27 protein-coding genes are annotated in these 26190 nt (G+C 48.8%); 14 read left to right on the forward strand and 13 right to left on the reverse strand.

Annotation, left to right across the window (positions count from 1 at the left end; all coding sequences use genetic code 11):
- Positions 1 to 170: 170 nt before the first annotated feature.
- On the forward strand, positions 171 to 596 hold the full coding sequence (locus ICL07_RS06755) for a response regulator (protein WP_188087156.1): 426 nt from the start codon (positions 171 to 173) through the stop codon (positions 594 to 596).
- On the opposite strand, the gene ICL07_RS06760 is transcribed toward ICL07_RS06755, so the two are convergent.
- Entirely contained in the window at positions 597 to 1451 is an 855-nt protein-coding gene (locus tag ICL07_RS06760; RefSeq protein ID WP_188087157.1) for an AraC family transcriptional regulator, read from the reverse strand.
- 109 nt (positions 1452 to 1560) lie between these two features.
- On the opposite strand from ICL07_RS06760, the gene ICL07_RS06765 reads away from it, so the two are divergent.
- A complete protein-coding gene (locus ICL07_RS06765) occupies positions 1561 to 2310 on the forward strand; it encodes an NAD(P)H-dependent oxidoreductase (RefSeq protein ID WP_188087158.1) in 750 nt (249 codons plus the stop codon).
- Here ICL07_RS06765 and ICL07_RS06770 read toward each other — a convergent pair.
- The 4 genes from ICL07_RS06770 to ICL07_RS06785 all read right to left on the reverse strand — a co-directional run bounded on the left by ICL07_RS06770 (position 2307) and on the right by ICL07_RS06785 (position 4701).
- Positions 2307 to 2735, reverse strand: a complete 429-nt coding sequence (locus tag ICL07_RS06770; RefSeq protein ID WP_188087159.1) for an HvfX family Cu-binding RiPP maturation protein — start codon at positions 2733 to 2735, stop codon at positions 2307 to 2309. The genes ICL07_RS06765 and ICL07_RS06770 overlap by 4 nt on opposite strands.
- Positions 2736 to 2741: 6 nt before the next feature.
- Positions 2742 to 3491, reverse strand: coding sequence for an HvfC/BufC N-terminal domain-containing protein (locus ICL07_RS06775; protein ID WP_188087160.1), 750 nt, complete (start codon positions 3489 to 3491; stop codon positions 2742 to 2744).
- A complete protein-coding gene (locus ICL07_RS06780; protein ID WP_188087161.1) occupies positions 3475 to 4299 on the reverse strand; it encodes an HvfB family MNIO-type RiPP peptide maturase in 825 nt (274 codons plus the stop codon). The genes ICL07_RS06775 and ICL07_RS06780 overlap by 17 nt, the downstream gene beginning before the upstream one ends.
- Positions 4300 to 4368: 69 nt before the next feature.
- A complete protein-coding gene (locus ICL07_RS06785; protein WP_188087162.1) occupies positions 4369 to 4701 on the reverse strand; it encodes a hypothetical protein in 333 nt (110 codons plus the stop codon).
- Between the two features lie 330 nt (positions 4702 to 5031).
- On the opposite strand from ICL07_RS06785, the gene ICL07_RS06790 reads away from it, so the two are divergent.
- Positions 5032 to 5757: a hypothetical protein gene (locus tag ICL07_RS06790; protein WP_188087163.1), complete on the forward strand. Its 726-nt coding sequence runs from the start codon at positions 5032 to 5034 to the stop codon at positions 5755 to 5757.
- A gap of 4 nt (positions 5758 to 5761) precedes the next feature.
- On the opposite strand, the gene ICL07_RS06795 is transcribed toward ICL07_RS06790, so the two are convergent.
- The 3 genes from ICL07_RS06795 to ICL07_RS06805 form a co-directional block, all read right to left on the reverse strand.
- Positions 5762 to 6337: a Crp/Fnr family transcriptional regulator gene (locus ICL07_RS06795; RefSeq protein ID WP_188087164.1), complete on the reverse strand. Its 576-nt coding sequence runs from the start codon at positions 6335 to 6337 to the stop codon at positions 5762 to 5764.
- A 45-nt stretch (positions 6338 to 6382) separates the two neighbouring features.
- Positions 6383 to 6877, reverse strand: a complete 495-nt coding sequence (locus ICL07_RS06800) for an ester cyclase (RefSeq protein ID WP_188087165.1) — start codon at positions 6875 to 6877, stop codon at positions 6383 to 6385.
- An 87-nt stretch (positions 6878 to 6964) separates the two neighbouring features.
- Positions 6965 to 7948 carry a LuxE/PaaK family acyltransferase gene (locus ICL07_RS06805; RefSeq protein ID WP_188087166.1) on the reverse strand — a complete coding sequence of 328 codons (984 nt, stop codon included), beginning with the start codon at positions 7946 to 7948 and terminating at the stop codon, positions 6965 to 6967.
- A 149-nt stretch (positions 7949 to 8097) separates the two neighbouring features.
- Between ICL07_RS06805 and ICL07_RS06810 the strand changes: the two genes are divergently transcribed.
- The 4 genes from ICL07_RS06810 to ICL07_RS06825 all read left to right on the forward strand — a co-directional run bounded on the left by ICL07_RS06810 (position 8098) and on the right by ICL07_RS06825 (position 12269).
- On the forward strand, positions 8098 to 8547 hold the full coding sequence (locus tag ICL07_RS06810; RefSeq protein ID WP_188087167.1) for a hypothetical protein: 450 nt from the start codon (positions 8098 to 8100) through the stop codon (positions 8545 to 8547).
- A gap of 90 nt (positions 8548 to 8637) precedes the next feature.
- On the forward strand, positions 8638 to 10176 hold the full coding sequence (locus ICL07_RS06815) for an acyl-CoA carboxylase subunit beta (protein ID WP_188087168.1): 1539 nt from the start codon (positions 8638 to 8640) through the stop codon (positions 10174 to 10176).
- 84 nt (positions 10177 to 10260) lie between these two features.
- Positions 10261 to 11106, forward strand: coding sequence for a UbiA family prenyltransferase (locus tag ICL07_RS06820; RefSeq protein ID WP_188087169.1), 846 nt, complete (start codon positions 10261 to 10263; stop codon positions 11104 to 11106).
- A 62-nt stretch (positions 11107 to 11168) separates the two neighbouring features.
- The gene (locus ICL07_RS06825; protein ID WP_188087170.1) at positions 11169 to 12269 is read left to right on the forward strand and encodes a M42 family metallopeptidase; all 1101 of its coding nucleotides are present in this window, start codon (positions 11169 to 11171) and stop codon (positions 12267 to 12269) included.
- Positions 12270 to 12450: 181 nt separating this feature from the next.
- On the opposite strand, the gene ICL07_RS06830 is transcribed toward ICL07_RS06825, so the two are convergent.
- On the reverse strand, positions 12451 to 13218 hold the full coding sequence (locus tag ICL07_RS06830; RefSeq protein ID WP_188087171.1) for a hypothetical protein: 768 nt from the start codon (positions 13216 to 13218) through the stop codon (positions 12451 to 12453).
- A gap of 175 nt (positions 13219 to 13393) precedes the next feature.
- On the opposite strand from ICL07_RS06830, the gene ICL07_RS06835 reads away from it, so the two are divergent.
- Complete coding sequence (locus tag ICL07_RS06835; RefSeq protein ID WP_188087172.1) at positions 13394 to 14320, forward strand: terpene synthase family protein; 927 nt, start codon at positions 13394 to 13396, stop codon at positions 14318 to 14320.
- Positions 14321 to 14373: 53 nt separating this feature from the next.
- On the opposite strand, the gene aroQ is transcribed toward ICL07_RS06835, so the two are convergent.
- Genes aroQ through ytxJ form a run of 3 tightly spaced genes read right to left on the reverse strand, consistent with a single transcriptional unit; the run spans position 14374 to position 15771 of the window.
- A complete protein-coding gene (gene aroQ / locus ICL07_RS06840) occupies positions 14374 to 14793 on the reverse strand; it encodes a type II 3-dehydroquinate dehydratase (protein WP_188087173.1) in 420 nt (139 codons plus the stop codon).
- A 40-nt stretch (positions 14794 to 14833) separates the two neighbouring features.
- Entirely contained in the window at positions 14834 to 15403 is a 570-nt protein-coding gene (locus tag ICL07_RS06845; RefSeq protein ID WP_188087174.1) for a UbiX family flavin prenyltransferase, read from the reverse strand.
- A gap of 35 nt (positions 15404 to 15438) precedes the next feature.
- The gene (ytxJ, locus tag ICL07_RS06850; protein ID WP_188087175.1) at positions 15439 to 15771 is read right to left on the reverse strand and encodes a bacillithiol system redox-active protein YtxJ; all 333 of its coding nucleotides are present in this window, start codon (positions 15769 to 15771) and stop codon (positions 15439 to 15441) included.
- Between the two features lie 348 nt (positions 15772 to 16119).
- On the opposite strand from ytxJ, the gene ICL07_RS06855 reads away from it, so the two are divergent.
- From ICL07_RS06855 to ICL07_RS06870, 4 genes are all read left to right on the forward strand, one after another.
- Positions 16120 to 17478 carry a UDP-N-acetylmuramate--L-alanine ligase gene (locus ICL07_RS06855; protein ID WP_188087176.1) on the forward strand — a complete coding sequence of 453 codons (1359 nt, stop codon included), beginning with the start codon at positions 16120 to 16122 and terminating at the stop codon, positions 17476 to 17478.
- 55 nt (positions 17479 to 17533) lie between these two features.
- Complete coding sequence (locus ICL07_RS06860; protein ID WP_188087177.1) at positions 17534 to 18307, forward strand: 3'-5' exonuclease; 774 nt, start codon at positions 17534 to 17536, stop codon at positions 18305 to 18307.
- Positions 18308 to 18380: 73 nt separating this feature from the next.
- Positions 18381 to 19121 carry a polyprenol monophosphomannose synthase gene (locus ICL07_RS06865; RefSeq protein ID WP_188087178.1) on the forward strand — a complete coding sequence of 247 codons (741 nt, stop codon included), beginning with the start codon at positions 18381 to 18383 and terminating at the stop codon, positions 19119 to 19121.
- Between the two features lie 112 nt (positions 19122 to 19233).
- Complete coding sequence (locus ICL07_RS06870) at positions 19234 to 20124, forward strand: DMT family transporter (protein ID WP_188087179.1); 891 nt, start codon at positions 19234 to 19236, stop codon at positions 20122 to 20124.
- On the opposite strand, the gene ICL07_RS06875 is transcribed toward ICL07_RS06870, so the two are convergent.
- On the reverse strand, positions 20121 to 20870 hold the full coding sequence (locus ICL07_RS06875) for a DeoR/GlpR family DNA-binding transcription regulator (protein WP_188087180.1): 750 nt from the start codon (positions 20868 to 20870) through the stop codon (positions 20121 to 20123). The two genes, ICL07_RS06870 and ICL07_RS06875, sit on opposite strands and share 4 nt — an antisense overlap.
- Before the next feature lie 305 nt (positions 20871 to 21175).
- Between ICL07_RS06875 and ICL07_RS06880 the strand changes: the two genes are divergently transcribed.
- Both ICL07_RS06880 and ICL07_RS06885 read left to right on the forward strand, forming a co-directional pair.
- Positions 21176 to 24367 (forward strand): SusC/RagA family TonB-linked outer membrane protein, encoded by a 3192-nt coding sequence (locus ICL07_RS06880; RefSeq protein WP_188087181.1) that lies wholly within the window; start codon positions 21176 to 21178, stop codon positions 24365 to 24367.
- A gap of 11 nt (positions 24368 to 24378) precedes the next feature.
- Positions 24379 to 26052: a RagB/SusD family nutrient uptake outer membrane protein gene (locus tag ICL07_RS06885; RefSeq protein WP_188087182.1), complete on the forward strand. Its 1674-nt coding sequence runs from the start codon at positions 24379 to 24381 to the stop codon at positions 26050 to 26052.
- The last annotated feature ends 138 nt before the right edge of the window (positions 26053 to 26190 follow it).

A 26190-nucleotide genomic window follows, 5' to 3' on the forward strand; every position in this document is an offset into this window, starting at 1 on the left:
GTTTTAACGGCAACCTACAACCCGTTTCTGTTTTCTTTCTGTGCCGCCGATATTCTTCCTCACTTTGTTGCCGGGTACGGACAAACCCATAGGCCTATACCCGTTAAATGCGAGGAAAGAGGATGGGCATCGCCTTTGCAGAGAAAATTTTAACAAACCTTTATCCTGTTATGCAGACATATCCGCAGATTCTTATAGCCGACGATGACCCCGAAGATGTTTTTATTATGGAAATGATGTGCAAGGAGCTGGCATTTTCAGAACATATTCATTTTGTGCCGGATGGCGTAGTAGCATTAGAGTATCTGGACGCATTACTGGAAAAACCGCTGCCGGCCCTGATTATTCTGGACCTTAACATGCCCCGCCTTACGGGCACGCAAACACTGGAATTGCTGAAACAACATACCCGTTACCACAATATCCGGGTCATCATTTACTCTACCTTCCTCAATGAAATACAGAAACAGCAATGTATTAACCTGGGGGCAGAAGCCTTCGTTATTAAACCGGATACCTACGAAGAAGGACTGGAGATCATGCAGCAATTCCGCGATTGCAGTCTCGGTAATTATTCTTTCCCCATCGCCAGCTGATCAGTCCGGCATAAATTGTCTGCGAAAAGCAGAAGGGTTCATACCCCGGTGCTTCCTGAACAGCCGGGTTAAATGGCTTTCATCGGTAAAGCTCAGCTCAGCAGCGATTTCGTTAATCCGGAGATCGCTGTGTTTTAACCGCGTCTCCACCAGTTTTAGTTTGTAGTTGGTGATATAATCCTGCAGATTTTCGTTGGTATGCTTTTTAAAATATCTCCCCAGATAACTCTGTGAAATATGAAAATGCCGGGCGATGACTGCCGCCCTTAAAGCTGGCGGAGAATAGATATTTTCCTGTATATAACCGATGATATCCAGTACCGGTGTGGCCGTATGATCTCCCAGCTGCGCGGGCAGCTTCATGGCAATGTTACGCGCTACCACTGTAATCAGCGTATTCACCAGCTGACGGACCACTTCATTGTGATATAACGGCCTGCCTGCCTGCTCCTGTATCAGCCCGGCCACAATAGCCGGTATCAACTGCTTGTCCGGCGCATAACTAACAATACACCCCGGCCGGTGGCTGGCATGCGCCAGGATAAATTCCATCCGGCGCGTCCATTCCTGCGTGTATAACAAAGCGGCCTCCTGGTTTTGCAGGTATATCCTGTTGAACCGGAGAAAGAAAAAATGCGTTTCCTCCTCTACTTCCAACAGATGAACGTCTTCCGGCGTTACCAGGAACAAATGCCCTTTACTATAGCGGAATTGATTGTTGTTGATGGTTTGCCGGCCAGTACCCTCCACAATGTATACCAGCTCAAAGAAATTATGCCCGTGCGTTGCCAGCGGACAGCTGTCCGTCCTGATTTCTACGATTTCAAAGGGCTGATGAATACTCTCCCTGGCCATGGTATGATCGGTTTGTTACAAAAAAAACGAAAAATAATACAATGAAACAACCGTTCAAATTGTACAATTTTACGTTATCAAAAATAACAATACCCTACAATATCAACAAATGAAAGTACTGATCATATTAGCGCACCCCGATCCCCGTTCACTGAACGCTTCGCTGAAAAACGCTGCGGTTGACATACTGCAAAGCCAGGGTCATGAAGTAGTGGTAACAGACCTTTATCAACAGCAATGGGAGGCTTCAGCCGGCAGACAGGACTTCCCTTATCTCCCTGCCGGTGAGCGGCTGTACTACAGCGCAGTCTCTAAAAAAGCGTTCCTCAGCAACCAGCAATCCCCAGATATCACCGCCGAACAGGAAAAGCTGAAATGGGCAGACGTGATCCTGTTCCAGTTCCCCCTGTGGTGGTTCGGTTTACCCGCCATCCTCAAAGGGTGGATAGACCGGACCTTTGCCAATGGCTTTGGTTACGGTACCGGTAGCCGTTATGGTAACGGCACCCTGGCTGGTAAAAAAGCGATGTTGATGATCACTGCCGGCGCTTCTGCCCAACAGCTGAGCCCTTACGGCATCAGCGGCGCTATTGAAGACCTGATGTTCCCGGTACACCACGGCGTATTCTGGTATGCAGGCGCCGCCCCGCTGCCACCGTTTGTGGTCAACGATGCCAACCAGGTGACCCCGGAACGGTTTGCCCTCATCCGCCGGGAGCTGGAACAGCGCCTGATCAGCATCCCAGACACAGCGCCCATTCCCTTCCGGAACGGTAAAACAGATTATGATGAAAATGGAATATTGCCGCCACATCTGACAGCCAATAAGCATGGGTTTGCCCTGCACCTGGCAGACTAACGGGAGCGCTCCAACAGGGCGTCCAGCCCCGCTTTGCCGCTGCCGTACACCAGCAGGGTAAATAACATGAGGATATAGTATAGCGGGATCTCAAAACCATTATTGCCGGCCTCGAAGCCGTTGGCCCAATGCACGGTGATAATAGCCACCACCATGCTGAACATCAGCGGCAGCGTGATATACCGTACCCAAAGTCCCAGCGTGAGCAATATCACGCCTGCCGATTCGGTGATAGCTACCACATAGGCGCTTACGTAAGGCACAGGAATATGTAGTTGGGCAAACCAGTCGCCGATACCGTGTATATCCTGCCATTTCAGCCGGGCAGGTTCAAAATAACCATAGGCCAGCACCAGCCGGAGTAATAGCAGAGGAATGTCTTTGAGCGCCGACAGGCGGCGTGCGTAGGAAGCGTAAGCGCGCATGGTTTTTCAGGGTTGAAAGCCAAACACAAAATGTTGCTGTTGCATGTCCGTTAAAAAAGCGAGGGTATCTTTTTCCAGTTCTTCCGTTACCGTTATACCCAGCTGTGGCGCATATTCCAGTATGTCCTTTACCGTTATACCTGCGGCCAGTTGCTCTATCACAAAGGCCAGCCAGGGAGAAATACCGGTAAATTTTACGTTGCCGGTACCCGGCTCCCGGTGCAGCAATACAAACCAGGCCCCTTTCTCCTTCAGCAGCCGGGCGCGGCGGGCTTCACGGTGAACGGGGTATTTGAAAGACAACAGCCGGTATTCCGGATTCAGCACCAGCGGTGTTTCCAGCCAATGGCCCGTTGACACAAAAGCTGCCGGGGCGATGTCTTCCATATTAAACACTTCAATCTCCGCCCATTCAAAAGCCAGTAAATCGCTGAGGTACGGGATGTCATATACGTCGTCCCAATTGTTTTCCACTGCGTAAGTGTAAAACTCCAGGGGTAGTTTCCATACCTGGTAGGAAGTGCAGGCGTGGCGGGCAAAAAAGGTGCGGACCATACCCTCCCATTTACGCGCCGGAATATTGGCGCAGGTAATGGGATAGGCACTTTCCATGGTATCTTTTACCATATGCCGGATAGCCTGCCGGTAATGTGTCAGCCGGTCGGGGGCCACACCGGGGAGCGTGGTACGGATACCGGTGCGGCAATGCTGCGTAAACCGGTGCTGTAACTGCGGTGTATCAGGCAACGAGCTCATGATGTTTCCATTGTTGGTGACAGATAGTTTTCAGCCGGGTCAGTTCCGCCTGCAGTTCGGGCATCTGCGGGATATTAAAATCCCGCTCCAGTAATACGGGAACGGGCCGTATCTGCCGGATGGTCCATTCAAACAGGTCGTATACCGGATCGGCAATAGGATGACCGTGGGTGTCCAGTATCATCTCCGGCGATACCTGTTCATGCCCCGCCATGTGGATATAAGCCACCTTGTCCAGCGGCAGCCGGGTAATAAAATCTTTTGCGTCGTAATGATGGTTAAAAGCGTTGATATAGATATTGTTCACATCCAGCAGCAGCTGGCATCCCGAGCGCTGCACCACTTCGCTGATAAAGTCGATCTCGCTCATTTCCGGCGATACGGGCGTGTAATAGGAAATGATTTCCATCGCCAGCGGCCGTTGCAGGTAATCCTGCACCTGCTGTATACGCCCGGCCATATGCAGGGCGGCATCCATCCGGAAAGGCATGGGCAACAGGTCGTACAGATGTGCGTTATCACATTTGGAATAACTCAGGTGTTCGGAATAAATACGTACCTGGTACTCGTCCAGGAAGGACTTTACATAACGCAGGAATTCCTTGTCCGGCTCCTCCGGGCTGCCGATAGACAACGAAAGCCCGTGACAAAGCACCGGATATTTTTCCACCACGCGGTGCAGCATCTTTTTCCAGTACCCACCGATATGCATCCAGTTTTCCGGTGCAAACTCTATAAAGTCGGGCGTGATCTGCGTTCCGCTGATCATCTCTTCCGCAAATTCGCGGCGAAAACCTAATCCTACCATGATTGACAGGTTTGAATGAAGCAATAACAGAAAGGCCGGGCCTATTGTCCCGGCCTTTCCAGGGGGAAATTATTTACCGGATTTGGTACTGTCGGCCTTGTGTTTGCCGCCGGCTTTTTTGCCTTTTTTAGGGGCGCCTACACATTTGCCTTCAGCGCATTTGCCCTGGGCGCATTTGTGCTCTTTGGATTTGGCAGCGGAAGAGTCTTTGGAGCAAGCCAGCTCCACAGTGTTCACAGCAGATGCGGTGCCGGTCAAAACGCTTCTGACAGCGGCGCCGGAGCCCAGGTTGGTATAACTAACCGGGTTGGCATTCGTTTGCAGGGCGGTTAAACCCAGGATAGCGCTGGCTACGAGAGAGCCGGAAAAGAGCATTTTTTTGTTGATTGATTTGTTTTCCATTTTTCGTGATTTTTTAGAAACTGAGTGAAATAGTCAAAGGATATAAAAAGAAGTAGTGGTCACGATGGGGGTTCTCGTTCTCTGATAGCCTTTACCAACCTGTACCTTGGCGGGTTTTCGTATAGCCTTGCTGTATAGATAAATGTTCGGAAAATGCGGAAAAGTACCCCTCAATTACTGCACCAGTTTTGCCCAGGGGGTTATTTTAGTCGTTTGCCTGTACAAGCATACGGAAAATTAAATGTTTTAGTTTTCCACAGCCGGCAAATATTTGTTATCTAATTTATGCTATTTTTGGCGGGAACGCTTTTGCGCGATTAAAAAAGGCCCATGAAAAATAAGATGCCCCCTGTAACCTCCGTTTATTTTATTTCATTGCTGAAGGCTTACTTGCGTGGAACTAAAACAAAACAGGAAGTCATACAGGACCTATCGGGAGATATAAACCTACAACCTGGTGACCTGGAAGATACCGGTGAAGATGTAACCCGCCTTTTACTGAGGACAGCGACCGCGATGCACGAGGACTATTATCAGGAAATTGTGGGGGCGCTCAGCCAGGCTACCGACTCCACGCCTACCCGCGAAGGTGTGATTCATCAGCTGGAGGCGCTGCTGGCTGGCCGCAGCAGCCAGAAAGACCTGCTGCAATGGGCTACCTGGCACAATGATCCGGGAGAAGATAATGGGGTCAGCTATTTTGAAGACCTGGCAGTGGACTATTTCTGTACCCAGCTATTACCCAATCCGGCAGAACCACTTACCACCGACCATTACCAGCAGGCACTGAAAATATTTAAAAATCCGCTCCGCAACCAGCTGAAAGACAAAGTGGCACTGGTACTGCTGTTTGAAAAGGAAAAACAACGGTTTCTGTTTTATGTGGGCGACTATATACAGGGTCATACCGCTCCCGAACAACTGGATGTATACCTGCTCAATAAATTTGGGATGGACCACTATTCTTTCCCTTACATGACTGCGCTCTCCAATATCATGTACGATCCGGCCAAATTACCGGCATTACTGAAAGTAGCGGCCGGCGGCCACGAATAGCCCTTCATTTTTTCAATACGGTATTTCTCACCCGGCTGAGCGATTCCCGGGAAGTACCCAGGTACGCGGCAATCTGGTGCTGTGGTATCCGCTGCTCAAACCAGGCGTAGGCCCGCAGGAACTCCTGGTACCGTTCTTCCAGGGGCTTTTGCAGAAACAACACCCGCCGCTGCAAAGCAATAAACGCCTGCTGCATGAGCATACGCCAATAGATATTCATCTGTGGAAAATCCGTAAACAACCGCTGCTGGCTGTCAAGATCCAGCTGTAATACCTCGCTTTCTTCCAGGGCGTCAATATGATAAATAGAGGGCGTAGCGGTGAGCATACTGTAGGGATCTGAAATCCACCAGTCTTCAAAGGCAAACTGCACGACGTGTTCCCGTCCTTCTTCATCGGTCTCGTATTGACGCAGACAACCTTTTATGACAAAATATTCTGACCGGCATACCTCCCCTTCTTCCAGCAGCAGCTCCTTCCGGCGCAGCTTCCGGTGACGGAAATAGGCGGGTAACAAGGCAATCTCCTCCTCCGTAAGGGAAATATACCGGCTGAAATGACGAAGCAGTAACGGATGCATAGCAAATAAGCTATTGCATAGTTACAATTTTTTAAGATTCCCCGCTCAGGGTACAAAACCCAGCTGCCGCATCAGGCTCAGCTCATCGGTTACCCGCCAGTGCTCCACAATTTGCCCGTTACGGATTTTCTCAATATTGATCTGGTTGACCGACACGGTTTTGCCGGTAGGCGGTAGCAGGAACAGGCTGTCACGCTGGGTACCGGTCATGACTACCCGGGCCACCACCATACTGTCGTTGGCAATGAGATCCTTTATTTCGAAATGCAGATCGGGGAAAGCCCGCCTGAAGGCCGCTATTATAGGTTTCAGGCCACCGGGACCGGGAGGCGGATTGGGCGTACTGGGCGTATGATTGATGTATTGCGGCGCCAGCAGATGGTCCAGCACCTCCAGATGGCCCTGGTTCCAGGCTTCGCTGAAGTACTGCCTTACGATCTCCCGGTGGTTATTTTCTGCAGGGGAAGGCTTACAGGCCACTGCGGCTAATAATACACAGAGCAGCGGCGACAACCGGCTGAAAGAAAAGTTGACAAACATAAAACAGGTTTATAATTGTCAAATCTCCTTACGGCCCTGCCGGCAAACAATGATATTTGTTACTGTTTTTTCAGGATCAACACCGTATCAGCTGACCATCAGGCTGCAACCACGCAGGGCTGAATTATCCAGGCGGCCCAGCACTTCAAAACGGCCATCACTATGGATTTTGCCGATATCTTCCGTAGCAATAAAAGCACAGGAGTAGATATTGGCCAGGTCAATGACGTTCATCACGCCGGAACCTTTGCCGGCGGTGAGTTGGAAGGGATCATTTTCATCGCGCAGCAGCACTTTCATCCAGGCGGGGGTTTCGAAATATCCATGCCCGCGGGAATAAGCCTGCGACAGCAGCTCAGTCATGCCATATTCTGCATGTACTACGGATACGCCTAACCGTTCTTTCAGGAAAGCATGCACTTCATCGCGGGTCCACTCTTCGCGGCGGCCTTTCATACCGCCGGTTTCCATTACGATGGTATGTTGCAGCTGCAAGGTATATTTCTCCGCAAAATCCAGCAGGCCAAAGGTAACGCCGATCAGCAACACCTTCTGTTGCCGTGCTTCCAGCGCCTGTAACTGCTGGAACAGTTTATCGTGTTCATAGAGATAAAAACCGCTTTCAGTATGCCCGCTGCGTACAATCATCTCCTGCACCATACACACCAGGGAAGAATGCCGGCGCTCCAGGTAGGAAGGCAGCAGTCCCACCACCACATAATCGGTCACCGGGCCATAAAACTGCTCGAATGCCGTCATAAAACTACGGGTATAAATATCCGCATCCTTTACCAGATGCCGGCTATTGACCGTCTGCGTGGTACCACTGCTTTCAAATACCAGCTGTGGCTCAAATTCGCCGCATACCACCTGATGGGATTTAAAAAACTGGATAGGCAGGTAAGGTATCTGCAGGATGCTGGTCACCCGGGCTGGTTGTATCCGCAGGGCATCGGTATAAGCCCTGTACAGGGTATTTTCCCGGTACTGGTATTGAAACATTTCCAGGGCGGCCGTTTCCAGGTCACCGGGTGTCAGGGAAAATATATAATCGGGCGAAACTACGCGCATGTATATCGGTCTTTAAAGACCACAAAGGTAGGGAGAAGAATAATTTTAGCCGAAGTAAGTAACAAATGTCTCCAAAAAAACGTTTTCCCATGGAGAGACAGAGATAGCTGAATATTTGTATATTTCCTAAATTAATGTAGGTTTGTTTTATGAAGAAATTCCTCTATTTGCTCCTGGCCGTGGGTGTATGCTATGCTTGTAAAAAAGATAAAACTGGCACTAAACCACTGGTATACTTTAAAAGCTATCAGCCGGACAGTATAACCCCAACGACTGAACTGTTCACACTCACCATGCGGGTAGAGGATGGAGATGGAGATATTGAAGACAGCATCTACTATGCGATATTGAAAGACAGCGAGATACAGCTTAGCAAAGACACCATCTGGGATGGAGCGAAAATGCCTAATATCGGGCAAAACAGGGGTAACAGCGTAAAAGCAGATGTGAGTATCCCCTTTGAGTCCATTAAATTTGCAGCCGGATATAACTGGGCCCCCAACGATAGCGCCCATTATCTTATTGTAATACGGGACAATGCCGGCAATAAGAGTGATACGGTAGCTACGCCAAAATTTTCGTTCCGGCGAAACCAATAGTCTTTCAAATACATTACATTTACAACTACCGGGATTCCTTAAAAGGAATCCTTTATTTTTTAGTGAAGATTTATCACTCATTTTCTGCATATGAATAAGATCGAGGAATTACAGTCGAAGATTAAAGAAGCCATGTTAGGCGGTGGGGAAGTAAGGATCGCGTCCCAGCATAAAAAAGGTAAACTGACTGCCCGCGAGCGGCTGCAACTGCTGATGGATGAAGGTTCTTTTGAAGAACTGGACATGTTGGTACATAACCGTAACCGTGGTATTACAACCGATCAGGAACAATTCCCCGGCGACGGCGTGGTAACCGGCTACGGTACCATTAACGGCAGGCTGACCTATGTGTTTTCCCAGGATTTTACCGTTTATGGCGGCAGCCTTTCCGAGCCGCATGCCCGTAAAATATGCAAGATCATGGACCTCGCCATGCAGAACGGCGCACCGGTAGTAGGCCTGAACGATAGCGGCGGCGCCCGTATCCAGGAAGGGGTGGTAAGTCTCGGTGGTTATGCCGATATCTTCTACCGCAATACCCGCGCTTCCGGCGTGATCCCCCAGATATCCGCCATCATGGGGCCCTGTGCCGGTGGTGCGGTATACTCCCCTGCTATCACCGATTTTATCATGATGGTGGAAAATACTTCCTACATGTTTGTGACCGGTCCCAATGTGGTAAAAACGGTGACCCATGAAGAAGTGACCTCTGAAGAACTGGGCGGCGCCCAAACCCACGCCACCAAAAGCGGCGTAACCCATTTCGCCTGTGCCAACGAGGTGGAATGCATCCAGAACATCAAAACATTGCTGAGTTATATTCCGCAGAACTGCGAAGAAACAGCACCGGTATATCCGTACGAACCAGGCAACGAACTGCGGGATGCGCTGAATACGCTCATCCCCACCAGTCCCAACCAGCCGTACGACATGAAAGAAGTGATCACGCTGCTGACCGATACAGACAGTTTCTTTGAAGTTCACAAAGACTTTGCAGACAATATCATCGTGGGCTTTGCCCGCATCGGCGGCCGTAGTATTGGTATTGTGGCCAACCAGCCAGCCGTACTCGCCGGCGTGCTCGATATCCACGCTTCCGTAAAAGGCGCCCGCTTTACCCGTTTCTGCGACGCCTTCAACGTGCCGCTGCTGGTACTGGTAGATGTACCCGGCTTCCTCCCCGGTACCGACCAGGAATGGAACGGTATTATCACCAACGGCGCCAAACTGCTGTATGCGCTCTGCGAAGCAACGGTACCCAAAATCACCGTCACCACCCGCAAAGCCTATGGCGGCGCCTACTGTGTGATGAACTCCAAACATATCGGCGCCGACCTTAACTATGCGTTCCCTCAGGCAGAGATAGCCGTGATGGGCGCTAAAGGCGCGGTGGAAATCATCTACAAAAAAGAAATCGATACCGCACCTGATCCGGAAGTGCGCACCAACGAACTGGTGGCCGACTATACCGAGCGGTTTGCCAACCCTTACCTGGCTGCCGAAAAAGGGTATATCGATGAAGTGATTCTGCCGGAACAGGCCCGCGCCAAACTCATCAAGGGTTTCAAAATGCTGGAAAATAAAGTGGTGAATATGCCGAGAAAAAAACACGGTAACATACCTTTGTAATCAATTACGAATGCCGAATTACGAATTACGAATGGGAACGTAATCGTAATCCCACGTAATTCGTAATTCGTAATTCGTAATTGAATGTTTAGGTCCATTTTCAATTTCATCCTCTTTACATCGGTATTCATTGCGTTATGCGCCCTGCTGATGATATGGCAAACCAATGAACTATTGGCCCTGCAATATCCCCAACGCACGTTTTACCTGTTCGTTTTCTTTTCTACTATCTGCAGCTATAACTTTCACTGGTACCTCACTCCCGGCTCCTATTCTTCTTCAGAAAGATTACAATGGGTGGACCGTTACCGGGACCTGATGCTGATACTTTGCGGGGTTGGACTGGCCGGCGCACTGTTTTATTTCTGGCCCCTCCGCAGCCATTGGCTGGTGCTCAGCGGCGGCGCTATCCTGACTTTTCTTTACTCCGCCCCCAAAGTACCTTACAAACCTTTTACCTGGCTGCGTAAAATCGCGGTCGGTAAAACGCTGTTCCTCACCGGCGTGTGGACCTACGTTACCACCCTGCTGCCGGCGTTTGTAGCCAACCAGGGACTCTCCTGGCCACTGGTGCTTTTTACATTGCACCGTTTCCTGCTGGTATACGCTATCTGTATCCTGTTCGACTACCGGGACATAGAATCGGACAAACGGGAGGGTATCCGCAGTCTCATCACTTACCTGGACTATAAAAGCCTGAACCGGCTGTACTACATTACCCTGTTGTTTTCAGCCCTTGCCGCCGGACTGCTGCAACCTTATACCACCATCCCGGTGATCATTACCCTGTTGGTACCCGTGGTGATTACCGGTATGCTCACCCGGAAAGCCCAGCACAATCCGTCCGACTACCTCTTCTATTTCTCACTGGACGGGCTGATGGCCCTCTCTGCCCTGCTACATCTGATACTGGTATACATCTTCCCTTAAAGAAGCCTTTGTCATAATGGGTAATTTGCTACATTTGTTTGATCGCAAAAAGCTATACTATTATGTCTAAAAAGCAGAAATCCATACTCACGAAGGAATCAATGGCATTCCTTAAAGACTATCTGAACAATCCCTCTCCTACCGGTTTTGAGAAAGAAGGACAGAAGTTGTGGCTCAAATATCTGACACCCTATATTGATGAACACGAGGTAGACGCCTACGGCTCCGTAGTGGGAATTATCAATCCTAAAGCACCTTTCAAAGTGGTGATTGAAGCCCATGCGGATGAAATCTCCTGGTTTGTAAACTATATATCTCCGGAAGGGCTGATCTACGTTATCCGTAATGGTGGCTCCGATCAACAGATTGCACCTTCCAAAAGAGTGAATATCCATACAGAAAAAGGTACCGTAAAAGCGGTATTTGGCTGGCCGGCTATCCATACGCGCCTGCGCAGCGCCGATGGCAAAGAACCACAACCCAAGGTAGATAACATCTTCCTGGATTGCGGCGCCCGCTCCCGTAAAGAAGTGGAAGACCTGGGTATCCATGTAGGCTGCGTTTGTACTTTTGAAGATGGTTTCGAGGAACTGAACTACGACTACTTCATCTGCCGCGCTATCGACAACCGCATCGGTGGTTTTATGATCGCGGAAGTAGCCCGTCTGCTGAAAGAGAAAAAACAACAGTTACCTTTCGGTTTATATATCGTGAATGCCGTGCAGGAAGAAGTAGGACTCCGTGGCGCTGAAATGATTGCCAAACGTATCAAACCGGATGTAGCCATCATTACCGACGTAACCCACGATACCACCACTCCGATGATCAATAAAAACATCGAAGGGGAAATCAAATGCGGCGCAGGCCCCAGCATCACCTATGGACCTGCTGTACACAATATCCTGCGGGACCTGATCATCAAAACCGCTAAGAAAAACGATATCCCGCACCAGCTGCACGCCGTAAGCCGCAGCACCGGTACGGATACCGATGCTTTTGCCTACTCCAATGATGGTACGCCTTCCGCACTGATCAGCTTACCGCTGCGCTACATGCATACCACCGTGGAAATGGTGAAACGCGACGATATCGAAAATACCATTCAGCTGATCTACCAGACTTTGCTGCAGATTACACCGAAAACGAATTTCAAATACCTGTAAGCCCTGGGCTACGATGTTTATCTCTCGTAAAAGATGGAGTTCTTCATTAAAAGAAAATGAGCAAGATCTTAGCCCTGGGTTCCCAGCGAGCCTCCTGGAGAGATAACCGTTTTTTTCAAAACTAAAAAGAAGAAGGCTGACCTATTGGGTCAGCCTTCTTCTTTTTAGCTGTTGTTACAAATCAACGGAAATAATCCCCCGCTGTCCGTACTTTCTCCACCCACATCCCTGAAGAGGGCAACTCCACATACTCACTCAATCCCACTTTATTGGCGCCCGGCGCCCAATCATAGGTGTATCCCATGCGTGTCCAGGGGTAGTGGTAATCCGTTGCCGTCACCAGTGGACGGTAATACGCAAAAATGATGTAGTTATTAAACCAGGTGGTGTAATCAGCCGACACGCCACTCACCAGCGAGTAACCGGTGGTAGTGGTATTGATAGCCGGATTACCTGCCGGACGGTATAACCGGGACGCCTGTACCCACACTTCGGCAATGTGTGTATTGCTTTTAGCGTTCCTGGGAGGTAATCCCAGCAGCTGGCAGATACGCTGCACGGTATCTGAGCCGGGTTTAAAGTCCTGTCCGATGCGGCTTTTCATTTGTTTGGGAATAAACAGCCAGGCTTCGCCCCAGGTGTTGTTGATAGAATCACCTTCCGGATAGCTGCCGGGGAAACGCATGAAAGTGGCCATCAGTACGTAATTCTGGCCGTTAATCGTTTTCCATTGCAGGTTGGGGTTGTCCGGTGTGATGGGCCACAGCGCGTTCGAGATTTCGCTGCTGTCTGCCACCATGGCGTCTGCCACAGCATGTGCATACAGGGTGTCCAGGTTATACACCGGTGTTGGTGGTGCCGGATCATCCTTTTTACTACAGGCAGAGAAAAAGAGGGCCGCGAGACAAACGCAAACGAGCAGTTTGCCGTTTAAAAAGGTGTTTTTCATAGCGATGGTTTTGCAATAGCGGGTGATGAATATTTGGTTATTCAGATATTTGGTTATTTTCTTTTGAGTGACCGCAAGTAACTATTTTCCAATGAAATAGACAACTTTTTCCTACTAAGGGTTTCTTTTGTCACCCGTGGACATTATATTTAGACTACATGAAAACCCTTTAATTATGCAGTCATTATTTTCAGCACTGCAGTATCCTTTTCCCTCAAGGATCCATCCAGACCATGTCTTGATTGAAAAAGAGATACCTGCATTTTTAGATGTTTACACTTTCCTTCCGCCTGATGCGCGCAAACAATTTGAAGCCGCCAACTTTGGCAGGTTAAGTGCCTTATGGTATCCGGATGTGCCATTTGATATGCTCATCCCCGCCGCCCGCCTGGTTGTATGGATCTTTGTTTTTGACGACCATTACGGGCCGCTCCCATTACCAGAACTGAAAAAAGCGCATGAACGGCTGATCGCCATTCTCAGGGGTAGCCTTCCCCGGCCGGAGGAAAACGCAGTGTTTCAGCAGTTTTCGTTGGTACATGAAGAACTGGCCTGTCATATCCGGCCCAACACCTGGATGACGCGTTACATCGAGAGCTGGGAGTATTTTTTTGAAGGTCAGCAACTCGAAAAACAGTACAGTTATAAGCAGGACCTGGTTTATCCCAGCATTGAGGAATATATGAGCCTCCGGGAAAAAGTAGGTGGTACTTACCCATACGTCGACATTTTGGAAATCACCTCCGGCTATATACTTCCTGCTCATATTATCACACATCCGGCTATTCAGCGACGGCGCTTTTTTGTGAGCCGGCTGGCCACCTGGGACAATGACCTGTTATCTTATGACAAAGAAAAACGGGATCACGAGGCGATGAACCTGGTGGCCGTTGTACAGCATGAATACAACTGCCCGCTGGAAGATGCCTATCACATTGCGATGGAGATGCGTAACCAACAGGTAGAGGCCTACCTGGACTTACGCATCAACTGGCCGGATTTTGGGGAACACCATGCCGCGGTGACCGATTATGCCGCCAGGCTGGATTGGTTGATCAGCGGCCATCTGGAGTGGTACCGGGATAATCCCAGGTACCAATAAAAACACAGCGGCCCGGAACAGTGTTCCGGGCCGCCATTGCAGAAACTATATATTTATGGCTGTACAAAATATTCCACTCCCAGGCGATATCCTTTCATACCCAGGCCACAGATAGAGCCTACGCATTTAGGCGCGATAAGTGAGGTATGCCGGAATTCTTCCCGGGCGTATACATTGCTGATATGAATCTCAATCACCGGTGTTTTAATAGCGGCGATGGCATCGCGGATGGCTACCGAAGTATGCGTATAGCCGCCGGCGTTAAGCAGGATACCATCATAGGAAAAGCCTGTCTGGTGGAGATAATTAATGATCTCCCCTTCCACATTATGCTGAAAGTAGCTGAATTCCACGTGAGGGAAAGCCTGTTGCAGCTGCTGAAAATATTCCTCGAATGATTCGTTGCCATAGATACCTGGTTCCCGCTTACCCAGCAGGTTGAGATTAGGCCCGTTGATGATGGCTATCTTCATAATGTTGACAAAAATAAGTTGATGAACGACGAAGATAATATTATTTGTTATCGCTGCCCCAGCGGAAAGTTTGCTGTTCCACGCCGGCCAGGTCAATGATACGGTCTACCACCGTTGCCGCTACATCTTCAATGGTAGCAGGCAGGCTGTAATAGGATGGTGTAGCCGGACAAATAATCCCCCCGGCCATGGCTACCGCTTCCATGTTGCGGATATGGATCAGGTTATAGGGGGTTTCCCTTACCACGCAGATCAGCTTACGTCTTTCTTTCAGCACTACGTCCGCCGCCCGGGTGATCAGGTCGTTGGAGATGCCGGTCGCAATACGTCCCAGGGTGCCCATCGAACAGGGGCAAATAATCATGGTATTAAATCTTCCGGAGCCGGAAGCAAAAGGAGCGTTGAAGTCCTGCTGTGTATAAAAACGGAAAGGCAACAGGCGGTAATCTTCATTCTTCAGTTCTGTTTGCCAAACGGTTTTGGCATTCTCGGTCATGACAACGGCCACCTCATCGAGCTGATCTGCGGCGGCATGGAGCTTATTGAGCAACTGCCGTGCGTAGATAGACCCGCTGGCGCCGGTAACTGCTACTACTATACGATGTTTCATGGTGCTATACGCTGATATAGCACAAAGCTAGTTTATTATCCGTTCAGGTGATCGGCAATCTCATCCATGCTGATACCGGTGTGGCTTTCATCATAGATACAGGCGCCGTTACGGATCAGCAACACCTGGGGAGATTCGTGCGGTACCCGGTACTGGTGGGCTATTTTACCGGATAAATCGCGGTAGGCCAATAAATCCAGGTAATAAAACGTTAACCCTTCCGGAACTGCGGCACGTTCCAGCCGGGATTTAGCCATAGAACTGATCGAACACCGCGTGCTGTGTTTAAAAATCACTACCGGCTGCTGCGCAGAGGCTTCGTTGATTTCGGATAGCTGTTCCTCACTGGTTAACGTTTTCCAATTCATAGTTATTAGCTGAGTTTACTGTGCGTCGCTGCCGGAGCTTTGGCCATCCCCCTCATCGGACATCCTAATTTCTGGTGGCTTGCGCAGGACGTTAAGAAAGCTGCAAAGATACAAACAAGACCGGCGCAGCCCAAAATTCTTACATACGAGTTCATGGGAGAAAATTTAAATGGTAAACGAAATTTCATAGGAATTTATGATAATGACAACTTTTTTAATCGTCTTTTGTAACGTTATTTTGCAAATATAATTAATACATTAAAAAAAACAACGATACATGTTAAATTTGGATATTTGAAAAATAGAAAAAATTCTCAATTATCCGGATGGACAACGGTCAAATAAACTATGGCAAAAGTACATTTTATCGCAATTGGTGGAAGTGTGATGCATCAGCTGGCCATTGCGCTGCGGCACAAAGGGTATGAAGTTACCGGCAGTGATGACGAGATATTTGAACCGGCATTGTCCAACCTGCGCCAGGCAGGTATTTTACCGGATGGCATCGGCTGGGACCCCGCCCGTATTACCCCCGGCATCGATGCGGTGATCCTGGGCATGCATGCCCGGGAAGACAATCCTGAGCTGATCAGAGCCCGGGAACTGCAACTGAATATATATTCTTTCCCGGAATACATTTACCAGGAAAGTAAAGATAAAACCAGGGTAGCCGTTGGCGGTAGTCATGGTAAAACCACTACCACCGCCATGATCATGCATGTGCTGCAATACAACCAGCGGCAGTTCGACTATCTCGTAGGCGCCAAACTGGAAGGTTTTACCCAGTCTGTCAACATTACAAACGCCCCGCTGATCGTTTGCGAAGCCGATGAATACCCGGCTTCGGTGATCGAAAAAAGGCCCAAGTTCCTGTTCCTGCATCCGCAGATAGCGGTGCTGACCGGCATCGCCTGGGATCATATCAACGTGTTTCCTACCTACGATATCTATAAAGAACAATTTGCCCTTTTTATCCGGCAGATGGAAGCCGGCAGTGTACTGATTTACAACAGTTCAGATACGGAGCTCAACAGCCTCGTGGCTGCCGAAGGCCGTCACCTGAAACTGGTACCCTACACCACGCCCATCCATATGATCCGGGAGGGGGTTACCCGCGTATTCTTCGACGAAGGGTTTGCCGACCTGAAAGTATTTGGCAGCCACAACCTGCTCAATATGCACGCCGCCAAGCTGGTATGCAATGAACTGGGACTGTCTGATGAGGAGTTCCTCGCCGGCATCGCTTCTTTTACCGGCGCCGCCAAAAGGCTGGAACTGGTAGCCCGGAGCGGGGACAGCGTTATTTACCGCGATTTCGCACATGCCCCCTCTAAGGTGAAAGCCACTATGGAGGCCACCCGGCAGCAGTTTCCCCAACGCCGGCTCATCGCCGTACTGGAACTGCATACGTACAGCAGTCTCAATGCCGGCTTCCTTTCCCAATACGAAGGAGCCATGGACCCTGCCGACGTAGCAGCCGTATATTACAGCAAACATGCCCTGGAAATCAAGCGTATGCCCGATCTGGAGCCGGCGCTGATCCGGGAGAAGTTTGGCCGCAGCGACCTGCATGTATTCAACGACCGTGCGCAGCTGGAAACTTTCCTGGCCGCACAGGACTATCACCAGGCCAACCTGTTGCTGATGAGTTCCGGTACCTATGACGGACTGGATTTCCCCTCACTGGCGAAGCTGCTACACAAATAATACGCTACCTTTGCGCAAATCAAAAAATCTCTAAATATCTAAATTTCGAAATATAATGCCTTCTTTGCTCCTCAAAAGGCCATTGGCCGTAATTGATCTGGAAACGACGGGTACGAATGTGGCCACAGACCGTATCATTGAAATTGCTATCATTAAAGTATTTCCGGATAAATCTACCCAGTCCAAAGTAAAACGTATTAATCCCGGAATGCCTATTCCGGCAGGATCTACCGCTATCCATGGTATTAAGGACGAAGATGTGAAAGATGCGCCTACCTTTAAACAGGCTGCCAATGAGCTGAAAATGTTCCTGGAAAACTGTGACCTGGCGGGTTATAACAGCAACCGCTTCGATATTCCCCTGCTGGTAGAAGAATTTTTGCGCACCGGTATGGAGTTCGACGTATCCAAACGCCGTTTTGTGGACGTACAACGTATTTTCCACCTGATGGAGAAAAGGACGCTGGCCGCAGCCTATAAATTTTACTGCGATAAACAACTGGAGAATGCACACAGCGCCGAAGCCGATGCGCTGGCAACTTACGAGATACTGGAAGCCCAGCTGGGCCGTTACGAACACCTGCAACAGGATATCGACGGACTGGCAGACTTCACCAAAGAAGAAGATTATATCGACTTCGCCCGTCGTATTGTGATGCAGGGCGGACAGGAAGTGTTCAACTTCGGTAAATATAAAGGCAGGCCGGTAAAAGAGGTACTGAAGGCTGAACCTCAATACTATGATTGGATGATGAAAGCCGACTTTCCGCTCAATACCAAGCAGAAACTGTCAGAAATATATCATAATATGATGTTAAAAAAACTGTAATATTTTTCCCGAAGAGGGTATCTTGCATCGTAATTGAATTATTTTCGCAGTACACAAAACTACCTCGGCTGAATTGGAAAAGCTTGTCATCATTCCTACGTACAATGAGAAGGATAACATCCGTAATATCATTGACGCTGTATTTTCCTTACAGCAGAATTTCCATATCCTGATTGTGGACGATGGTTCGCCTGACGGCACCGGCAATATTGTAAAATCATTGCAGCAGGATCATCCGGGTCAACTATTCCTGGAAGAACGTTCCGGTAAACAGGGACTGGGAACGGCTTATATCCATGGTTTCAAATGGGCGCTGGCCAGAAACTACCAGTACATTTTTGAAATGGACGCCGATTTCTCCCACAACCCCAAGGACCTGGTAAGGCTGTACGACGCCTGCGCCAAAGGAGGAGCCGACGTAGCTGTCGGTTCCCGCTACGTAAAGGGGGGTAAAACAGAAAACTGGCCCTGGGACAGGGCGGTGCTTTCTTACGGCGCCTCCATCTATGTGGGCATGATTACCTGGATGCCGGTAAAAGATCCTACTGCCGGATTTGTATGTTACCGTAATACCGTACTGGAAGCTATCAATCTTGATCAGATTCAGTTCGTGGGGTATGCTTTCCAGATAGAAATGAAGTTTACTGCCTGGAAACTGGGCTTTACCATTGCAGAAGTGCCGATTACCTTTAAAGACCGCCGCGAAGGTTACTCCAAAATGAGCAAAGGCATTGTCAAAGAAGGTGTCTTAGGCGTTTTAAAAATTCAGTGGCAGAGCCTTTTCCGGAGTTATAAAAAAAGAGTTACCAATTAATTAATTTGTTGTTGAGATATTTCGGTATTTGGGTATCTATCTTTGTATAGCATATCCAAATACCTGAATTTATTGAATGGCGGATGACGACTATTCGGTTCGCACAGAGTGTATGAAAAAAGCGTTTTTGCAGCTGCATCTTTCTGTATTTCTTGCAGGATTTACCGGCATTTTGGGAAAACTGATCTCTCTCAACGAAGGCCTGCTGGTATGGTACCGGTTATTGATCACCGCAGTTACCATGTATGTTTTGTTCCGCCTGCAGGGCACCTTCCGTAAACTTCCCTGGAAGGATATTGTACCTATTGGTGCTACCGGCGTAGTGGTAGCACTTCACTGGCTTTTCTTTTACGGCAGTATCAAATATTCCAATGTATCCATTGGAGTGATCTGTTTCTCGCTCACGAGTCTGTTTACCGCTATTTTTGATCCGCTGATCAACCGTCGCCGTTTTGATGTAGCAGAAATGCTGTTGTCGATGCTGACGCTTTTCGGGATTTTACTGATTTTTCATTTTGATACCCAGTACCGCACCGGTATTATCCTGGGCATTATCTCCGCTATGTTTGCCGCCCTGTTTACCGTGTACAACAAGCGGCTCGTAAAACGTTTCGATACCAATACCATTACATTTTATGAGTTGTCCACCGGTTTTGTGGTATTATCGCTGGCCATGCCTTTTTATCTTCACTTTTTCCCCGTCGCCACGCTGGTACCGGGCGTCTCCGACCTGGTATACCTGTTGGTGCTGGCCTGGCTGTGTACCATTTGCATGTACACGTTGAGCATGAATGCACTAAAAAAGATCTCTCCTTTTACAGTGAACCTGTGTTTCAACCTGGAGCCGGTGTATAGTATTGTACTGGCTTTTATCCTTTTCCAGGAAAACCAACATTTGAATAACGCCTTTTATGCAGGGCTGGGCTGTATTATATTATCGGTGGCGTTGCAGATGGCGCGGGTTACCTGGCAGCATCGCAGCGGCAGGGCGCTGGCCGGTTAAAACAGTTCCAGGTCCAGATTTTGGTAGGCCGCCAGGAAATGATTGTCGGCTTCCAGTTCTGTGATCAGGTAGTTGATCTGGCTAAGCTCACACACTTTCATACGTTGGCTGGAATTCAGTTTTTCCGCGATGCAGAGAACGGCCATCTTCTTGGAAGCCCGTAGCATGGCTCTTTTCACCTGTACCACTTCCCAATCCGATTCTGTCATGCCATCCTGTACGGAGAAGCCGTTGGCGCCCATGAGGCAGAGATCCACTTTTATTTCCGCCAGCTGGTTGATAACGGCAGCGCCTATATGAACATGCGAACTGCGGGAGAGCTGGCCGCCGATAGTGATGACCGTCAGGTTGGGATGTTCCACCAATTGAAGGGCTACCAGCGGGCTAATCGTAAAGAATGTCGCCCGGAGGTTGACCGGGATGGATTTCGCCAGTTCAATCATGGTGGTACCACCGCCGGTGAGGATCACCATATCATTCTTCAGTAGTTTCAATGTCTTTTCCGCAATCTGCTTTTTTGCGGCTTGTGCGTACACCGAATTGCCTTCATCGAACGGATAATGAAAAGAGCGGCTGATGGCGCCGCCATGTACTTTTAACACTCTCCCGTCTTCAGCCATCTCTTTCAGGTCGCGCCGGACCGTGTCTTCAGAAATGCTCAGCATGGCGCTGATATCGGTGGATAGAACTTTATTGTGCAGGTTGATCTGCTTCATGATAAACGCCTGGCGCTCTTCTTTCAACATGCTGTGGGGACTTTTTTGCTTGTTCACAAATGTAAAAAAAACAAATCCAAATTGATTATGCGTGTTTTAGCCGCTTTAATCATTAAATAAACGCAATTTCCCTTAAATTGCCTTTTTTTAACGAAACTTTATGTTATTTTCATGCAAGAAAACGCAAATAAATGAATGATTCCCGTGTACCTGATAGCTCATCTGCGTTCCGAACTGTAAACAGTAACCAATCAACAAATAAACTGTAATTGTCTATTTTCCAACACGTTATCATTAAAAACTTTTAAAACAGCCAACATCTAAATCTAAAAAACATGAAGAAAAGGCTACTTTTCATTTTCATTTTTTTGCTGGTTTATGCGAGTTCCTGGGCCCAAAATATCATTACGGGCACTGTTCTGGACAAGACCAACCAGCAACCCATTATCGGGGCTACTGTAACTGCCGGTAAAAAGGGTACTGTTACAGACGCCGAGGGTAAATTCAAACTGGATGCACCAGCCGGTACATTGGTGGTGCACGTTACCTTTATCGGATACAAGGCGCAGGATATACCAGTAGGCAAAGGCGCCATCCAGGTATTACTCTCTCCCGATGAACGTTCACTGGAACAGGTAGTGGTAGTAGGTTTCGGCTCTCAGAAAAAAGCCAACCTCACCGGCGCCGTGAGCACCGTGGATGTCAGCAAAAGCATGCAGGGCCGCCCCATCACAGATCCTTCCAAGGCGTTGCAGGGTATTTCACCAGGATTGAACATCCAGTTCTCCAATGGCGGGTTAACTGCTTCTCCCTCTATTAACATCCGTGGTACAGGTTCCATCAACGGTTCCAACCGCCCGCTGATCCTGGTAGATAATGTGGAAACACCTGACCTCACGCTGATCAACCCGGAAGATATTGAGAGTGTTTCCGTACTGAAAGATGCAGCTTCCACCTCCATTTATGGCGCACGTGCCGCTTTCGGTGTGGTGCTGATTAAAACCAAATCAGGTGTTCGTAACATGCCAACAAAAGTTACCTACTCCAACAACTTCGGCTGGAACTCCCCTACCAGCCTGCCGGATTTCGCAGATCCTGTACCGGAACTGACAGGGCTGATCAATGCTTACAAACGTACGGGTGCTAACTCTCCTGAACTGTTTGGTATGCAGCTGAGCAGACTGCGCGATGGTATCAAAAACTGGCAGGAGAAATACGCCAATAACCGCAAGGGTATTGAAATGGTGCCTGGTGAAGACTTCGATCTTCCTAACGCCGCCGGTGACCCCGCCTACTTCTACCGGGTATGGGACGTAAAAGACATCATGCTCAGAAAATGGTCTCCTCAACAAGTGCACAATCTCAGTGTACAAGGTGGCAGCGAAAAAGTATCCTACTTCCTGTCAGCCGGTTACAACAACACCGGCGGGGTGATGAAACTCAATCCTGACCAGGTAAAAAAATACAACATCACCGGTTCTGTGAATGCAGCTGTTACCAAATGGCTGGACCTGGACCTGAAAATGATGTACCGTAACTTTGAGTATGACTTCCCTTACCAATACCAGAACTACTTCCAATACATGTGGCGCTGGGGAGCCTACTTCCCTTATGGCACCTATCAGGGCAATTATTTCCGCCATACTCCCGGTTTCATAGCCAACGCACCCACCAACGATGTGGTAGACAACTATACCCGTGTAAACGTGGGCGGTACGCTGAAAATCACCAAAGACCTGAATGTTCGTGCTGACTATACCATTGCCCGTGACAATATCATGCGTCATGAGATCGGTGGTAAAGTAATGCTGTGGGATTTCTGGCAAAAATCAATGCCACTGGCAGATCTGGCAGCAGGTACTGTGGACAACCAAATGAGCTACAAAGCCAACCGTTATAAGGTAAATACCTTTAACATTTATGCTACCTACGATAAAAAGCTGAATAAAGACCACTCTATCAAAATAATGGCCGGTGCAAATGCTGAAGATGCAGATACCGTAGGTGTAAATGCCTCCAGATTAAGTCCGCTGGATCAGTCCAAACCGGAGTTTAACCTGGCCGTAGGTGATATGTCCACCAGCGGTATGCACCTGGCACGCGCTTATGCCGGCTTCTTCGGCAGGATCAACTATAACTACAAAGACAAGTGGTTACTGGAACTGAATGGCCGTTATGATGGTGCTTCTTCCTTCCCTCCAGGTGATCGCTGGGCATTTTTCCCATCTGCTTCCGCTGGTTACAGAATCAGCCAGGAAAACTTTATGCAGCCGCTCAGCAAGGTATTGTCTGACATGAAGATCCGTGCATCCTATGGTTCTTTGGGTAACCAGGACCTGGGTGGCGTTTACTACATCCCGTACATGGCTACGCCTAACCCGGTTAAAAACCCGGTTAACTGGATGGTAAACGGCGTATATGCACCCGGCGTTAGCGCTCCAATTGCCGTGACCAAATCACTCACCTGGGAAACTGTACGTACTATCGACATCGGTACAGACATCAGCCTGTTCAACAATAACATCAATGTTACCTTTGACTGGTATGAGCGCAACACCTCCAACATGCTCACCAGCAAAACGGTTCCTGCAACCTTTGGCGCCAGCGCTCCCAAGGTAAACAATGGTGCGATCCGTACCCGTGGTTATGAAATCTCCGTAGACGCCAACTATCCACTGAGGAAAGACTGGATGGTTTATGGTACCCTGAGCTTCTGGGATAACAAAACCGTTGTTACAGAATGGGACAACCCATCTATGCTGTTAACAGACAACTACAAAGGCAAACAACTGGGTGAAGTATGGGGCTTTGAAACAGACCGTTATTTCACTTCTCAGGCTGATGCAGATGCCTCTCCTAACCAATCCAAGCTGACTGACGGCACCTTCAAATTCGGTCCTGGTGACATTAAATACAAAGACCTCAATGACGATAAAGTGATTGATGGTGGTAAAGGTACCCTGGCTGATCATGGAGACCTGACACGCATTGGCAATACCTTGCCACGCTACCAGTATAGCATACGGCTCGGTACTTCATTCAAACAGTTTGATTTTGACGTATTGTTCCAGGGCGTAGGCAAACAAAACTATTGGGGCATCGGTGACCTGGCTATCCCACTGTACCGTGCCGGTGATATCATGTATGCCCACCAGCTGGACTTCTGGACACCAGACAACCAGAATGCCCGTTACCCGAATCCTTACCCGAACAATTCCAATGGTAAAGTGCTGGGCCTCACCTCCTCTTCAGGCGGCAACAACTTCTATCCACAGTCCAAATACCTGCTTAACCTGGCTTATCTCCGTCTGAAAAACATCACCCTGGGATACACCCTGCCGGATGCACTGACCAAACGTGCACACCTGCAGAAAATACGGGTATATGGCAGTGCGCAGAACATTGCCACCATCTCCAATGTAGGCGTTCCTATTGATCCGGAAATCACTACCGGTGAAGGCAACATCTACGGCAGGACCTGGCCATTCCAGAAAACCTGGTCATTCGGATTACAGGTAAACTTCTAAAACAGCAGCACATGACAAAGCGTATATATATACCCGTTATATTATTAATGATCATCGCAACCGTGGGTTGTAAAAAATATGTTGACAAAGGTCTGCCGGACACCTTTGACGATAGTAACTTCTGGAGAACAGAGGACAATGTCCGTGTGTATTCCTGGCCTTTCTATGAAATGTTCCTGGGTTATGGCAACAAAGGCTCCTTCGGTGACTTCTATTTCACCTCCCTGTCAGATGACCAGGCGGCGCCAAGTATCCAGCAACTGACGCTCAATATTCCCACCGGCAATTCAAAATGGGACTTTTCGTATGTCCGTAAGGCGAATATCCTGCTGGAACGGGTAGACCGGGTACAAATGGATGACGCCTCCAAAAATCACTGGAGAGGGGTAGCCCGCTTCTTCCGAGCGTTGAGCTATTTCAATATGGTAAAGGAATTTGGGGATGTTCCCTGGATGGGCCATTCCATGGATATCAGCGATAGCGGTTATATCTACAAAGGCCGCGATCCCCGCACACAGGTAATGGACAGCGTATTAAATGACCTGGATTATGCCATCACTAATTTGCGGGTAAAAGACCAGGATAATACCATCAATCAGTACGTAGCCCTGGCACTTAAATCACGTGTATGCCTGTTCGAAGGTACCTGGCGTAAATACCATACCAAAGACGCGCTACCGGGAGCTGATAAGTTCCTCCTGGCAGCGAAGGATGCAGCGGAAAAGCTGATCAACGACGGTCCTTTTAAACTGAATGACGTATATACTACTACTTACAACTCCCTGGACCTGAGTAACAACAAGGAAGTAATGTTGTGCAAAAAATACGTTCCCAGCTATCTGACCCACTCCCTGATCGGTTATCTGACCAGCAGTACTACCATGTCCGGCTTCACCAAAAATGCCATCGAGTCTTTCGTTTGTTCAGATGGGTTGCCAATAAAACTATCTCCGTTGTACCAGGGCGATGCAGATATTCAGCATACCAGGGCTAACAGAGACCAACGTCTGCTGCAGTCTGTTGATACCGTTTTGTGTTATGTCTACAATCTGAAAGATGGCAGACAAAGTTCCACCGGTTATCGCCCGACTAAATTCCTGAACCCGGCGGTAGCGAATATCGTAGCGCCCAATAACGACACCGACGCCCCCCTGTTCTGGCTGGCAGAAGTACTGCTGAACTACGCTGAAGCTGCTGCAGAACTGAATAATTTGGGTAAATATGCTTTCAGTCAGACGGATCTTGACAAATCAATCAACAAACTGCGTAAAAGGGCCGGTATTCCTGACTTGCAATTCATTGATGAGCAACATGTGGCTACAAATGGTGTAGCTTTCACTGACCCGGCCAATAATCATGGTGTTTCCTCACTTATCTGGGAAATCAGAAGAGAAAGAAGAGTAGAACTCATGCTGGATGGTTTCCGTTATTATGACCTGCTCCGCTGGATGCAAGGCGATAAACTGACCACTACCACCAACCCGGACATCACCAAAGGCGCTAAAGTACCGGCATCCACCGATCCTGCTAAAGTAGTTCCCAGGGATGCCAATGGCTATCTTCAGGTGTATACCACTGGCGCTTCCCGTGTGTTTGCTGAGAAAAACTATCTCCAGCCTATCCCAAGCGGACAGATTTCCCTCTATCCTCCCGGAAAGCTGACACAGAACCCAGGCTGGCAATAATTTCCATCGTGTGATCTGCATATGAGATAAAATCGAAACAACAAAAACCGGAAGCCCCCTGCCCAACTATTGGTCAGGGGGCTTTCCGGTTTTATACCGTAGCCCCGCCGCTGGTAAAAGTCTTTACACTTTTGCCCG

Origin of the sequence: Chitinophaga qingshengii (assembly GCF_014529935.1) — a bacterium.
Lineage (GTDB): Bacteria > Bacteroidota > Bacteroidia > Chitinophagales > Chitinophagaceae > Chitinophaga > Chitinophaga qingshengii.